This window comes from Cupriavidus sp. FW305-46 (genome assembly GCF_058787075.1).
In genome coordinates this window covers 1-12,849 of the sequence record NZ_JBYSZI010000002.1, presented here as the reverse complement: position 1 = coordinate 12,849, position 12,849 = coordinate 1, and the positions used below count along the sequence as shown (strand labels likewise).

General features: G+C 67.4%; 13 protein-coding genes. 6 read left to right on the top strand and 7 right to left on the bottom strand.

Going from position 1 to position 12,849, the window contains the following annotated elements:
* The first annotated feature begins 90 nt into the window (after positions 1–90).
* Positions 91–234: an entericidin A/B family lipoprotein gene (locus tag AC3WON_RS01020; RefSeq protein WP_010809655.1), complete on the top strand. Its 144-nt coding sequence runs from the start codon at positions 91–93 to the stop codon at positions 232–234.
* Positions 235–306: 72 nt separating this feature from the next.
* Here AC3WON_RS01020 and AC3WON_RS01015 read toward each other — a convergent pair whose 3' ends face one another.
* Positions 307–1,311, bottom strand: coding sequence for an AraC family transcriptional regulator (locus AC3WON_RS01015; protein WP_492319225.1), 1,005 nt, complete (start codon positions 1,309–1,311; stop codon positions 307–309).
* 146 nt (positions 1,312–1,457) lie between these two features.
* Between AC3WON_RS01015 and AC3WON_RS01010 the strand changes: the two genes are divergently transcribed.
* Complete coding sequence (locus AC3WON_RS01010) at positions 1,458–2,636, top strand: acyl-CoA dehydrogenase family protein (protein WP_492319226.1); 1,179 nt, start codon at positions 1,458–1,460, stop codon at positions 2,634–2,636.
* The gene (locus tag AC3WON_RS01005; protein ID WP_492319227.1) at positions 2,633–3,196 is read left to right on the top strand and encodes a flavin reductase family protein; all 564 of its coding nucleotides are present in this window, start codon (positions 2,633–2,635) and stop codon (positions 3,194–3,196) included. Before AC3WON_RS01010 ends, AC3WON_RS01005 begins: the two co-directional genes overlap by 4 nt.
* Here the strand turns inward: AC3WON_RS01005 and AC3WON_RS01000 are convergent.
* The 5 genes from AC3WON_RS01000 to AC3WON_RS00980 form a co-directional block, all read right to left on the bottom strand.
* Complete coding sequence (locus AC3WON_RS01000; protein WP_492350900.1) at positions 3,193–4,059, bottom strand: DMT family transporter; 867 nt, start codon at positions 4,057–4,059, stop codon at positions 3,193–3,195. The two genes, AC3WON_RS01005 and AC3WON_RS01000, sit on opposite strands and share 4 nt — an antisense overlap.
* 27 nt (positions 4,060–4,086) lie before the next feature.
* Positions 4,087–4,995: a 2-hydroxy-3-oxopropionate reductase gene (locus AC3WON_RS00995; protein WP_492319229.1), complete on the bottom strand. Its 909-nt coding sequence runs from the start codon at positions 4,993–4,995 to the stop codon at positions 4,087–4,089.
* 75 nt (positions 4,996–5,070) lie between these two features.
* Positions 5,071–6,174: a malate/lactate/ureidoglycolate dehydrogenase gene (locus tag AC3WON_RS00990; protein ID WP_492319230.1), complete on the bottom strand. Its 1,104-nt coding sequence runs from the start codon at positions 6,172–6,174 to the stop codon at positions 5,071–5,073.
* A gap of 113 nt (positions 6,175–6,287) precedes the next feature.
* Entirely contained in the window at positions 6,288–6,572 is a 285-nt protein-coding gene (locus AC3WON_RS00985; RefSeq protein WP_492319231.1) for a CppA family protein, read from the bottom strand.
* 107 nt (positions 6,573–6,679) lie between these two features.
* Complete coding sequence (locus AC3WON_RS00980) at positions 6,680–7,330, bottom strand: DUF1345 domain-containing protein (RefSeq protein WP_492319262.1); 651 nt, start codon at positions 7,328–7,330, stop codon at positions 6,680–6,682.
* Positions 7,331–7,489: 159 nt separating this feature from the next.
* Between AC3WON_RS00980 and AC3WON_RS00975 the strand changes: the two genes are divergently transcribed.
* A complete protein-coding gene (locus AC3WON_RS00975; protein ID WP_492350899.1) occupies positions 7,490–9,028 on the top strand; it encodes an FAD-dependent oxidoreductase in 1,539 nt (512 codons plus the stop codon).
* Between the two features lie 42 nt (positions 9,029–9,070).
* Here the strand turns inward: AC3WON_RS00975 and AC3WON_RS00970 are convergent, their stop codons facing one another.
* The gene (locus tag AC3WON_RS00970; RefSeq protein WP_492319264.1) at positions 9,071–10,069 is read right to left on the bottom strand and encodes a Dyp-type peroxidase; all 999 of its coding nucleotides are present in this window, start codon (positions 10,067–10,069) and stop codon (positions 9,071–9,073) included.
* A 519-nt stretch (positions 10,070–10,588) separates the two neighbouring features.
* On the opposite strand from AC3WON_RS00970, the gene selB reads away from it, so the two are divergent.
* The gene (gene selB, locus AC3WON_RS00965) at positions 10,589–12,499 is read left to right on the top strand and encodes a selenocysteine-specific translation elongation factor (RefSeq protein ID WP_492350898.1); all 1,911 of its coding nucleotides are present in this window, start codon (positions 10,589–10,591) and stop codon (positions 12,497–12,499) included.
* Positions 12,500–12,544: 45 nt separating this feature from the next.
* Positions 12,545–12,849, top strand: a 305-nt coding sequence (locus AC3WON_RS00960; RefSeq protein WP_492350897.1) for an iron-sulfur cluster assembly protein, incomplete at its 3' end; no start/stop codon positions are given.

Here is a 12,849-nt window from a genome sequence, read left to right as displayed (position 1 = left end):
GTCGGGCAAGCGGCTGCCCGGTCCCAAGCCATTCCGATCCACTCCATCCTGGCGGCGCATGCCGCATCCACACGAAGCAAGGAGATCGTCATGAGAAAGCTATTTGCACTGTTTGCCCTCGCTGGCGTGATGCTGGTCACGGGTTGCAACACCATGGCCGGCGCAGGCAAGGATATCGAGCGCGGCGGCGAGAAGGTACAAGGCGCGGCGGAAAGCACCAAGCAGAAGATGTAAGTCCCGCTGCCTGCCGCCCTGGCATTGCTACAGCGTCTGGTGACGCGGGCCGTTGTCTTTGCCACGGCGAATTCAATGTGCGGCCGCCGCCGGGGCCTGCGCCGCATCGAGGTGGTTGCGGCGCCAGCTGGCGGGCGGCAGGCCGAACTCGCGCTTGAACGCGCGGCTGAACGCGGCCTCGGAATCGTAGCCGACCGCGCCCGCGACCTCGCTGATGGAACGGTTGCCACTGCGCAGTTCGGCGGCCGCGGAGCGCAGCCGCCAGTGCGCCAGGTACTGCATCGGTGGCTGCCCCAGCAGGTCGGTAAAGCGCTGCGCCAGCGCCGAGCGCGACAGGCCCACGTTGCCCGCCAGCTCATCGACCGTCCACGGGTAGGCCGGCCGCGCGTGCATGCGCGACAGCGCCCGCCCCACATAGCGGTCGCGCAGGGCGGCAAGCCAGCCGCTTTCATTGTCAGGCAGGGTGTCGATGCAGCGCCGCACTGCCTGCACGAACAGCAGCTCTGACAGCTTGGCCAGCACCGTGGCGGTGCCCGCACGCGGTTCCGCCGCTTCAGACGTGGCAAAGGCCAGCGCCGACGCCAGCCATGCCGATTCCAGCCCGCTGCCCAGCCCCACCTTGAACAGCCGCGGCAGCGACGTCAGCAAGGGGTTGCCCATGGTGTCGTCGAACCCCAGGAAGCCGCACACCATGCGCGTGGTCTCGCCGCCGCCGCCGTAGGACACGCGCATGACCTCGCCCGGGCTGTTGCGCAGCATGTCGTACACCAGCGGAGCGGATGGCAGTGGCTGCAGGCGCAGGTCGCTGCCCAGCACGTGCGGCTCGCCCTGCGGCACCACCAGCAGTTCGCCGGTGTCGACGCGCAGGCCCGGGCCGGTGCCGTCGACCAGGCGCGCCCAGCAGACGCCTTCGGTAATCAGGTGGTAGGAGACGACGCGGTCGGCGCGGGGCAGGAAGGCGGCGCGCAATTCAGCATCCGCTTCACTGATCAGGCACCACGGCGACTTGAACTCGCCGTTCAGGAACACGGCGCCGCTGAGCTGCACGGCGCGCAAGAGGTCGGACAAGGCATCCATGGTCACATTCCTCCAGATCCGGTGTTTCGCGCAAGAAAGCCGGACGCCCGATCATACGGGCAAGGGGACCGGGCTCCGATACTAGCACCGTGCCTGGCGCCATACAACGCCGCAGCGCACGTATCAGACTAGCCGGAGACAACACCATGGAAACCCTTTCCGCAGCGGATGCCAGCGCAGGCGCACAGGCCGACTGGCTCGGCCTGGCCGCGACCCTGGGCCGCACCTTCGACGCACGCGCGCCAGAGATCGATGCCAGCGGGCAGTTCGTCAGCGCCAACTACGACGACCTGCGCGCGCACCGCTTCTTTGCCGCGGCCGTGCCGCAGGAACTTGGCGGCGCCGGGCTGTCGCACCAGGAGCTGGGCGCGGTGCTGCGCGAGCTGGGCAAGTACTGCGGATCGACCGCGCTGGCGTTTGCCATGCACACCCACCCGGTGGCCACGGCCGCGTGGCGCTGGCGCAATCAGCAAGCGCCGGTGGAGGGGCTGCTCAAGCGCGTGGCGGGCGAGCAGATGGTGCTGCTGGGCAGCGGCGGTTCGGACTGGCTGCAGGGCAGCGGCAAGGCTACGCGCGTGGATGGCGGCTATCGCGTGGATGCGCGCAAGATCTTCGCCAGCGGCGCGCCGGCGGCGGACCTGTTCATGACCTGCGCCGTCCATGACGATCCGGAGACCGGGCCCACGGTGCTGCATTTCGCGCTGCCGATGAAGTCGCCGGGCGTACGCGTGCTGTCGAACTGGCACACGCTGGGCATGCGCGGCACCGGCTCGCACGATGTGCTGCTGGAAGGCGTGCTGGTTCCGGATACCGCCATTGCCGCCCGCCGCCCGCAAGGCGTGTGGCATCCGATGATGCATACGGTGGCGATGATCGCGCTGCCGCTGATCTATGCGGTCTACGTCGGCGTGGCCGAGGCCGCGCGCGATATCGCGCTGCAGCTGGCGCGCCAGCGGCGCCTGAGCGCGCATGCGGTGGAAGCCGCCGGGCGCCTGTGCAACGAGGCCGATGCCGCGCAGCTGGCGCTGGATGCGATGTTCGCGGCGGCATCGGGGCAGGCGCCGGGCGCGGTCACCACCAACCGCATCATGTGTGCCCGCACGCTGGCCGCGCGCGCGGTGCTGGCAACGGTCGAGGCGGCGATGGACCTGGCCGGCGGCGCGGGCTTCTATCGCGATGCCGGGCTGGAGCGGCGCTTTCGCGATGCGCAGGGCGCGCGCTTCCATCCGCTGCAGGCCGGTGCCCAGCAGGAGTACGCAGGGCGCATGGCACTGGGGCTGGATCTCGACGCGCCGCCCGGCGAGGTGCGGCCTGCCGCGCAATGATCCCCGCCCTGGCGCCGCTGCCGTATGACACGCAAGCCTGCAACGACAGCGGCCAGGACGACCCGGCCCGCGCCATCAGCCACGACGGCGCGGCGCGGCGGGCCTTGCGCGATGCGCTGGGGCAGTTTGCCACGGGCGTCACCATCGTCACGGCCGCGGACGCCGACGGCCAGCCGGTCGGCGTCACGATCAATGCCTTTACCTCGGTGTCGCTCGCACCGCCGTTGCTGTTGTGGTGCCTGGCACGCAGCTCCGGCAGCCTGGCGGCGCTGCGTGCGGCGCCTTGCCACGCGATCAATGTGCTGGGGAGCGGGCAGCAGGCCTTGTGCCGGCGCTTCGCCGCGCGCGGTGCTGACCGCTTCGCGGGCGTCGATTGCCGCCCCGGGCCGTTCGGCACGGTGCTGATCGGCGGCACGCTGGCGTACTTTATCTGCCGGCACCACTCGGTGCGCGTGGTGGGCGACCACGTGATCTTTGTCGTGGAGGTGGTGGCCTATGGATCGACGCCGGGCGCGCCGCTGGTGTTCCACGCAGGCGGGTTTGACGTACCAGCGCCTTAGCCGCGCTTGCCCGCGATCACCAGCGCAATGCCGCCCAGCACCGCGGCAGCGCTCAATGCCAGCCGCAGGCTCAGGGCTTCACCGAGCAGCGCGATGCCGCCTGCCGCCGTAATGACCGGCACGCTCAGTTGCACGGTGGCGGCGGTGGCGGCCTTCAGCTGCGGCACCACGGCATACCAGATGACATAGCCCAGCCCGGAGGTGATGGCGCCGGACAACAGCGCATAGGCCAGCCCAGCGCCGTCCAGTGAACGCTGCGCCTGCATCACCGCACCCAGTGCCAGCGCCATCGGCACCGCGCGCAGGAAATTGCCCGCGGTGGTGGAAGCGGGATCCGCGGCGCGCCTGCCGCGCAGCGAATAAACGCCCCACGCGATGCCGGCCGCGATCATCAGCAGCGAGGACAGCAGCGGCGGCGTGGCCAGCCCCGGCAGCAACAGCCACACCAGCCCGGCCAGCGCCAGGGCCAGGCCAATCCATTGCTGCAAGCGCATGGGCTCGCCGGCATAGAGGCCATAGCCGGTCATGGTGGCCTGCACCGCCGCGAACAGCAGCAGCGCGCCGGTCCCCGCGGTGAGGCGCACATAGGCAAAGGAAAAGGCCGCGGCATAGCAGAACAGCGCAAGCGCGGAGATCCAGTTGCCTTCCACCTGCGGCAGCCGCTGCGCCACGACCGTGCGCACCAACTGGTGCCGCGCCACGACGATGACCCACAGCACCAGCGCCGCCGCGGCGACGCGGGCCAGCGTAAAGCTGGCCGCGTCGATGGTGGTGCCTTTCAGCGCGAGCCGGCACAGCAGTGAATTGCCGGCAAAGGCGAGCATCGCCAGCGCGGTCAGCACCACGGTGTTCGCGCGCGGCATGCGGCGGGGCGGCGGCGGCTGCGTGGTTCAGGCTGCGGGCGGTTCGTCACCGATGGCGAACGAGGACAGGTGCTCGATCGCCCTGACCAGTCCGGAATGATCCCAGCCCGCGCCGCCCAGCCCGCTGCAGACATTGAACAGCTGCTGGCACGACGCCGTGTTGGGCAGGCCCACGCCGAGCTGGCGCGCGGTGGACAGCGCCAGTTCCAGGTCCTTCTGGTGCAGCGCGATGCGGAAGCCCGGGTCGAAGGTGCGCTTGATCATGCGTTCGCCATGCACTTCCAGGATGCGCGAGCTGGCAAAGCCGCCCATCAGCGCCTCGCGCACGCGCGCGGGATCGGCGCCGGCGCGGGCGGCCAGCACCAGCGCTTCGCTGACCGCCTCGATGGTCAGCGCCACGATCACCTGGTTGGCCACCTTGGCCACCTGGCCGTCGCCGGCCTCGCCCACGCGCGTGATGTTCTTGCCCATCAGCTGCAGGATCGGCAGCACGCGGTCGAATACTTCCTGCTTGCCGCCGGCCATGATCGACAGCGTGCCCGCCTTGGCCCCGACCTCGCCGCCGGAGACCGGCGCATCGATATAGTCGGCGCCGAGCGCTTCGATGCAGCGCGCGAACTCGCGCGTGGCGATCGGCGAGATCGAGCTCATGTCGATCACGGTAACGCCGCCTGCCGTGTCGGCAAGGCCGTCAGCGACCCCCTTCTCGCCAAACAGCACCCGCTCCACGTCGGGCGTGTCAGGCAGCATCAGGATGATGGTTTCCGACTGCTTCGCCACCTCCTCGGCGCTGGCGCAGGCATTCACGCCAGCGTCCTGCAGGTCTTGCGGCACGCCGCTGCGCGTATGGGCGAACACGGTATGCCCGCCGTCGACAAGGTGCTGCACCATGGGCTTGCCCATCACGCCAAGTCCGATAAAGCCGATCTTGCTCATGTCAGTGTCCGGTAGTGGTCAGGCGCGAGGCCGGCCGTGCGTCGCGCACGCCGCCGGGTTCATCTCTGATGATAGTCAGTCGCACGCCAGCGCAGACAGCGGCCCCGGCGCAGGCTGCGCGCCGGCGCGCGCGGCCGCCACCCGCGCGGCGGCATCGTCCAGCTGCGCCAGCGTACCGGCGTCAACCGGGACATGGGCGGCGCGGGCGGCGCGCCAGGCCCGTTCGGGCTCGCCCGGCAGGCGGATGCCATCCTGCCCCGGCTGCAGCCGCGACGCCTTCATCCAGTCGGCGAACGCCGCCACTTCATGCCCGAATGACGTGCTGGTGCCCAGGCGTGCGGGATCGAACACGATCGCCAGCATGTTGTTCCAGACCGCATGCTGATGCCGCAGCGTTTCGGGGCGGATGGTGTGGCCGCCGGTGACCGCGGCGCCCAGCAGCTCGCACATCACGGCCAGCACATGGCCCTTGTGTTCGCCAAAAGGCCGCAGCGCGCCTGGCGGCGCGCCGTCGGCGGGGTACATCACGGCAGGGTCGGCGCTGGGCTCGCCATGCGCGTCCAGCAGGCAGCCGGGCGCCACCGGCACGCCCTTGTTGTGGGCCACGCGCACCTTGCCCAGCGCGATCGCGCTGGTGGCGAAGTCCAGCACCAGCGGCGGCTCGCCCGCCACCGGCACGCCGATGGTGAACGGGTTGGTGCCGTAGCGCGCATCGTAGCCGCCGTGCGGCGCCACGATGGGCTTGGACAGCACGTTGACGAAGTGGATCGAGATCATGCCGGCGGCGGTGGCCTGCTCGGCCCAGTGGCCCACGCGCCCCAGGTGGTGCGACTGCCGCAGGCCCATCACGCAGACGCCATGCTCGCGCGCGCGGCCGATGGCCATGTCCATGGCCTGCGCCGTCACCGCCTGGCCCATGCCGCGGTTGCCGTCCAGGCTCAGCATGCTGCCGGCATCGTGCAGCACGCTGACCTGCTGGTTCAGCTGCAGCTCGTCGGCCTGCCAGGCCAGCACATAGCGCGGGATCATGCCGACGCCGTGCGAGTCATGCCCGCTCAGGTTGGCGCCGACCAGGTGGTCGGCCGTCAGGCTCGCCTCTTGCGTGCTGCTGCCCGCGGCAAGCCAGAGATCGGCCACCCACTGGTGCAGGGCGGCGGTAGGGATGCGGTGTTCGCTCATATCGGCCTTGGCTAGGGATGAAAAAAGCCCCGTGCCGTGTGACGGCAACGGGGCTTCATGATACGGCCGGCGCGAGCCCGGTGGCGCCGGCATGGCCGGTGATCGGCTACTGCTTACTGGCGCAGCACAGCTTCGGCAGGTGACTGGCCAAGGATTTCGCGGATACGGGCCAGGTAGGTATCGCCTACTGCGCGGTGCATGCGCGCCGCCTCGGCCGCGAACTGGCGGCGGCTGGGCGGGCGGATGCCCAGGCTGCGGCAGATCGTTGACAGGTAAGGCTTGCGCTGGCCGCCCAGGCGCAGCGCCGCGGTCTGCAGCGCGGCATCGCCGATGCGCCCGCGCAGCCAGGCCAGCACCTGGCGGTCATAGTCGTTTTGCACACGGATCAGGTGTTCCATGGACGGGACTCCTACTGTTCATCCATACAGGTACTGTAAATATATACAGTATCCGGCGGGACGCAAGGAGTTTGTCCAGGAACACTTCGGGCGCACGGCCAAGTCGACTACAAGCCACCCAGGGCATTCACAGTGAACGCCAGAATCCCCATGTTGAAAAGGAACGCGGCCACGCAGTGGCCCAGGACCACCCTGCGCATGTGGGCGCCGGCGATGGTCACGTCAGAAGTCTGGAAAGTCATGCCCAGCGTGAAGCTGAAATAGAGGAAGTCCCAATAGCTGGGGTGCTGCACGCCTGGCACCTGCAGCCCGCCCTGGTCGCCGGTAGCGGTCTGGAGATAGTAGAGATGTGCATAGTGCAGCGTGAAAACGGTGTTGGCAAAAAGCCAGGACAGGATGAGCGTGGCGACGATCAGCGCGATGTCGGCCCAGTGCGGTGTCTCGGGGCGCGCGATCAGCGTACCGATTGCGACCAGGATCACCATCGAGAGCAGCACCGTGATCGTGAGCAGCGCTGTGCGGTTGGCATCGTTGTGTTCCGCCGTGCGCCGCATGGCAGCAGGATCGGCGCGCAACAGTGGCAGCGCGGCGCCAAGGAAGACAAGGGCCGCGAGATCGAAACCGATCAGCAGGGCGATGCGTGGCTCCGCGCCGAGCGCACCCGCGGCAACGGTCGCAACGATCAATATGGCGCCGCACAGCAGAAAGCGTGCGGGTGCAATGCGCTTGCCGATAGCGAAGCGGGCGGGTCTGTTCATGGGGGTATTCATCCGGATGACCCTTCGTCAGGAAAGGAGGCTGGTCTTCCGTGAATAATATCCGTGCCGTCGCGCAGTTTGTAACGCTGCATGCGCCTTTCATTTGGCGGCATCGAGGTCGATAATGGCCCTGTGCCATGACCGGCAAGGAGAGACGCCATGACCAAAAGCTCTTCCTCCACGGATAAGCCCGATCTCGCCCAGGGCGTGCCGCTGGCTGACATTGCTGACGGCGGCATGGTGACAGGCCAGGTTGGCGGCAAGCCGGTCTTGCTTGTGCGTTGGGCTGATGAACTGTTTGCCATCGGTGCGACCTGTACCCACTATGGCGCGCCACTGGCGGACGGCCTGCTGGTCGGCGACACGATCCGATGTCCGTGGCATCACGCCTGCTTCAGTCTTCGCACCGGCGAGGTCCTCGGGCCGCCCGCCCAGGACGATCTGAAATGCTGGCGCGTGGAACAGCAAGACGGGAAGGCCTTCGTCCGCGAAGCGCTGCCGGCGATGCGGCCACCGAGGCTTGCCTCGGCCCGACTCCCTGAATCCGTGGTGATCATCGGCGGCGGCGCCGCCGGGACTGCCGCGGTCGAAACCCTGCGGCGCGAAGGCTATAGCGGCCCAGTCACGCTGCTGAGCGCCGATCGCTCATTGCCGTACGATCGGCCGAATCTGTCGAAAGACTACCTCGCCGGGACAGCAAACGCGGACTGGCTGCCAATGCGGCCACCGACGTTCTACGCGGATCACGACATCGACGTGCGCTCTAACAACCGTGTCGTCAAGCTCAGCCCCGCGCAAAAATCCGTCACGCTCTCGGATGGCAGCAACGTGAGCTACGGCGCGCTTCTGCTTGCCGTCGGTGCCGTGCCGATACGGCTCGACGTTCCTGGCGCAACCTTGCCGCACGTGAGCGTGCTCCGTACGCTGGCCGACTGCGACGCCTTGATCGCGCGTCTCGGCATGGCACGCCGATGCGTCGTGGTGGGCGCAAGCTTTATCGGGATGGAAGTCGCGGCGGCGCTGCGAACGCGAGGACTGGAAGTGCATGTTGTCGCGCCCGAAGCGCATCCGATGGAGCGGGTCCTGGGCGCGACGCTCGGCGACATGATCAAGGCGCTTCATGAATCGCACGGGGTAACGTTCCATCTCGGGGCCACGGTGGCAGAGATTCAACCGGATCGGGTGAGATTGTCGACCGGCGCGGAGCTGGCCGCCGACCTGGTCGTGACCGGGATCGGCGTTCGCCCCGACGTGGGCTTGGCGCAGGACGCCGGCCTCGCGCTGGACAAGGGCGTGGCGGTCGATGAATTTCTCCAGACCAGCGAACCTGGCATCTATGCCGCGGGCGATATTGCGCGCTGGCCCGACCCGGGAACGGGCCAGCGTATCCGCGTCGAACACTGGGTGGTCGCCGAGCGCCAGGGCGTGGTGGCAGCGCGAAATATCCTGGGACAGCGGCAACGCTTTGCGGCAGTGCCTTTCTTCTGGACCCAGCACTATGATGTGGCCATCAACTACGTGGGCCATGCGGAGCAATGGGATCGTTTCGATGTCGACGGCGATCCCGCCGCGCATGACTGCACGGTGACCTATTGGAACAAGGACAAGCGGCTTGCGGTTGCCACGGTCGGGCGCGATCTGGCGAGTCTTCGGGCGGAGGTCGCGATCGAGCAGCAGGCGACAGGAACCGGGGCGTGATCGACTGACCGTGGCCGCGCGCGCCTGCGAGCGCGGTGCAGGTTATTCAAATTGGCGGCTCCCTTTGAGCGATCGGGCAGCAGGGGCTTCGCGGTCCGCAAGTCCTTCAAGCAGGTCGGCCGACGGGACAAAGAACAGGCTACCGGTGACTGCCTTGCTGAAATCGAGCAGCCGGTCGTAATTGCCGGGCGGCAATCCGACGAACATGTTCTCGAGCATCTTCTCGATCGGCGCGGGCGAACGGGCGTAGCCGATGAAGTAGGTGCCGAACTCGCCCGCGCCCGGGCGGCCGAACGGCATGTTGTCACGCAGGATCTTCACCTCCTGCCCGTTCTCGACCAGCGTGGTCAGTGAACTGTGCGATGACGATGGCTTGACCTCTTCGTCCAGTTCGATGTCGGACAGCTTCTTGCGCCCGATGATCAGTTCCTGCGTTTCCACGGGAAGGGCATTCCACCCGGCCATGTCGTGCAGATACTTCTGCACGATGACGTAGCTGCCACCGGCAAACTCGGCATCCTCGTCGCCGATCACCGTGAAATCGACCGCCTCGCGTCCGGCCGGATTCTCCGTGCCATCGACAAAGCCGATCAACGCCCGCATGTCGAAGTTGCGAAAGCCGTGCACCTCGTCGACAACCTGGATTGCATTGCCAAGCTTGCCGAGCAGTTGCGTGGCAAGCTCGAAGCAGAGGTCCATCGATTCGGCGCGGATGTGCAACAGAAGGTCGCCCGGCGTGGCGATGGCGACGCGATCGCCGGTGCCGAACTCCCGGAAGGGGTGCAGTGCCGCGGGACGGGGCTTGCCGAACAGCCTGTCCCAGGCGTCGGCGCCGAAGCCGCAGACACAGGACAGGTTGCCCGACGGCAAACGATGGCCAACCGCGCGCACGACGGCGGTAACGTCGGCACACCACGCGCGGACGGTGTCGGCGTGGTCGTCACCGTCGGTGAGTGTCGCAACGATGAATATGGCGCTGCGGGTGACCGTGCCGGAAACGGCCTGTGGTTCGGGAACCTTTGTAGGCATCGGGCTCTTCATGTTGGTTATACCGAATCGGTTTGCGGGCTGACGGAAGAGAATTCAACGCATAAGCCTACACGAATTGAGTGGTGCCTCTGACCTTTCATTTTCTCCTGGCCAGGAAGTGTCAGTTGCGGTTGCCAATCCAGCCAGCTGGAGCAAGGCCTGTGCCCGTGGCGGCATCTTTGGAAAGTCAGGCGGTCCGGCGCGCCGCAAGCGCTGCAGGGCCTGCGCGATGGACAAAATGTCCATGTTGAGCCAGGTCTCTCGGGTCAATCTGTCCATCTCGCTGCCACTTAAGGCATCGCTTATAGGCACGCAAAGAATCGCTGAATTTACCTTAGGTGGCCAGGCAATTATCTTGTCTCCAACGATGCAGGAACACTAAGCACAGCGGCATCGATGCACGCATCAGCAAGCCTCATCGGCCATTCAAACAAGGATAGGGGAGACCATGCATGATCACGACGAGGAAACCCCGACGACAGTCCCTGATGGTCTCCGTCACGTCAGGCTGTTGGGCTATCTGACGCGGCCATGATCGTCGGCACGGCAGGACATATCGATCACGGCAAGACCAGCCTGGTCAGGGCGCTGTCGGGCATGAATACCGACCGCCTGAAGGAAAGGAAGGCGCGCGGTTTCTCGATCGAGCTTGGCTATGCGTACGTGCCGCTCGAGAACGGCGACGTGCTCGGCCTGGTCGATGTCCCGGGCCACCAAAAGCTGATTCACACCATGGCCGCGGGCGCGAGCGGCATCGACTTCGCGCTGCTGGTGGTCGCCGCCGATGACGGCGTGATGCCGCAAACGCGCGAGCACCTGGCGATTGTGCAGCTGCTCGGCATCCGGCGCGGCGCGATTGCGCTGACCAAGGTCGATCGCGTGAATGACGCGCGGCTGCGGCAGGTGCGTGAGGAGATCGCGTCTTTCCGGCGCGGCAGCATGCTGGAAGACGCACCGGTTTTTGAAACCTGTGCAATGCGCGCCGACGATCCGGGTGTGAACGCGTTGAAGCGGCACCTGCATGCGGCGGCGGCCGCGTCGCGAACGAAGCGCGACGACGGGCTGTTCCGCCTTGCGGTTGACCGGGTCTTCACGCTTGCCGGGCAGGGGACGATCGTGACGGGAACGGTGGTGTCCGGGCGCATCCATGTCGGCGACAGGGTGTTGCTCGCGCCGAAGAACGAGTCTGTGCGCGTGAGCGGCATCCATGCGCAGAATCGTTCTGCTGCTACCGGGCGGGCAGGACAGCGCTGCGCGCTGAACCTGGCCGGTATCGACAAGGGCGCGATCGAGCGCGGTGACTGGGTGGTCGATGTGCGCCTGGCGCAGGCGTCGGTGCGCATCGATGTGATGCTGACCCTGTTGCCGGACGCCCCTGCGCTGGAGCACTGGGCGCCCATGCATGTTCACCTGGGCACGCAGCATCAGGTGGCGCATGTCGCGCTGCTCGATGGCCCGACGCTTGCCCCCGGCCAGCGCGCGCGCGTGCAGCTTGTGTTCGAGCGGCCTGTGTGCGCGCTGCCTGGCGATCCCTTTGTCGTGCGGAACGCGCAGGCCAGCCGCACCATCGGCGGCGGCGATGTACTGGATCCGTTCGCGCCCGCGCGCAAGCGCCGTTCCCCGGCGCGGCTGGCGTGGCTCGACGCGATGCAGGCCATGCTTGACACCGGCTCGGTTGGCACATTGCTCGAGCAGGCGCCAAACGGGCTGTCGCGCGCGCTGCTGGAACGGCTGAGCGGCATGCCGGCGGCGGCAATCGAGCTGCCGCGGGACACGCGCGTGATCGAACTTGCGAACGACGATGCCTTGCTGGTGTCGAGCGCGGCGTGGCGGGCGCTGGCGGCGCGACTGACCACTGCGCTCCGGCAATTCCACCAACGCTCGCCGGATGTGCTGGGCCCGGAGGTGGCGCGTTTGCGCAGGATCGCCGCACCGCTCGCGCAAGACGCGTTGTGGAGTGCGATCGTCGATGACGCCTGCGCGCGCGGCGAGATCGTCAGGAACGGCCCCTGGCTGCACCTGCCCGGGCACACCGTGACGCTCGACGATGCGGATCGCTCGCTTGCCGCGACACTGCAGCAGGACATGAAAGCGGGGCGCTTCGATCCGCCATGGGTGCGCGAGCTGGCGAGCGCGCATGGCGTGCCGGAGGACAGGGTGCGGCAACTGATGCGCAAGCTCGCGCGTCATGGCGAGACGTTTCAGGTCGTGCATGATCTCTTCTACGATCCGGAGGCCATTCGGGAGCTGGCCTTGCTTGCCGCTGCCGACGCCAGCAGGAACGCCGGCACGGTCGTCGCCGCGGCGTTTCGCAACACCACCGGGCTCGGACGCAAACGTGCGATCCAGGTCCTGGAGTTCTTCGATCGCGTTGGCTATACACGCTTCGACCGTGGCCGGCACATGGTGCGCACGGACAGTCGTTGGCTGGAGTTGCTTTGACAGGCGACGACTGCCTCCCTACATTCATCAGCAGCGGAGTATGTCTTGAGCGTCAGCACTGAGCAGGTCACCGAAGCCCTGCGCACCGTCATCGACCCCAATACGGGCAAGGACCTGGTCTCCACCCGCTCGGCCAGGAATATCCGTGTCGACGGCGGCGATGTCTCGCTGGAAGTCGAACTCGGCTACCCCGCGAAGAGCCAGCTTGATCCGATCCGCAAGCTGGTGGTGGCTGCGGTGCGGCAAGTGCCGGGCGTGAGCAATGTCAGCGTGGCCGTGACCATGAAGATCGTCGCGCACGCGGTGCAGCGCGGGGTCAAGCTGCTGCCGGGCGTGAAGAACGTGATTGC

Coding starts and splice junctions, on each gene's coding strand:
- AC3WON_RS01020 (WP_010809655.1), top strand. CDS start 91: ATGAGAAAGCTATTTGCACTGTTTGCCCTCGCTGGCGTGATGCTGGTC.
- AC3WON_RS01015 (WP_492319225.1), bottom strand. CDS start 1,311: ATGGATGCCTTGTCCGACCTCTTGCGCGCCGTGCAGCTCAGCGGCGCC.
- AC3WON_RS01010 (WP_492319226.1), top strand. CDS start 1,458: ATGGAAACCCTTTCCGCAGCGGATGCCAGCGCAGGCGCACAGGCCGAC.
- AC3WON_RS01005 (WP_492319227.1), top strand. CDS start 2,633: ATGATCCCCGCCCTGGCGCCGCTGCCGTATGACACGCAAGCCTGCAAC.
- AC3WON_RS01000 (WP_492350900.1), bottom strand. CDS start 4,059: ATGCCGCGCGCGAACACCGTGGTGCTGACCGCGCTGGCGATGCTCGCC.
- AC3WON_RS00995 (WP_492319229.1), bottom strand. CDS start 4,995: ATGAGCAAGATCGGCTTTATCGGACTTGGCGTGATGGGCAAGCCCATG.
- AC3WON_RS00990 (WP_492319230.1), bottom strand. CDS start 6,174: ATGAGCGAACACCGCATCCCTACCGCCGCCCTGCACCAGTGGGTGGCC.
- AC3WON_RS00985 (WP_492319231.1), bottom strand. CDS start 6,572: ATGGAACACCTGATCCGTGTGCAAAACGACTATGACCGCCAGGTGCTG.
- AC3WON_RS00980 (WP_492319262.1), bottom strand. CDS start 7,330: ATGAACAGACCCGCCCGCTTCGCTATCGGCAAGCGCATTGCACCCGCA.
- AC3WON_RS00975 (WP_492350899.1), top strand. CDS start 7,490: ATGACCAAAAGCTCTTCCTCCACGGATAAGCCCGATCTCGCCCAGGGC.
- AC3WON_RS00970 (WP_492319264.1), bottom strand. CDS start 10,069: ATGAAGAGCCCGATGCCTACAAAGGTTCCCGAACCACAGGCCGTTTCC.
- selB (WP_492350898.1), top strand. CDS start 10,589: ATGATCGTCGGCACGGCAGGACATATCGATCACGGCAAGACCAGCCTG.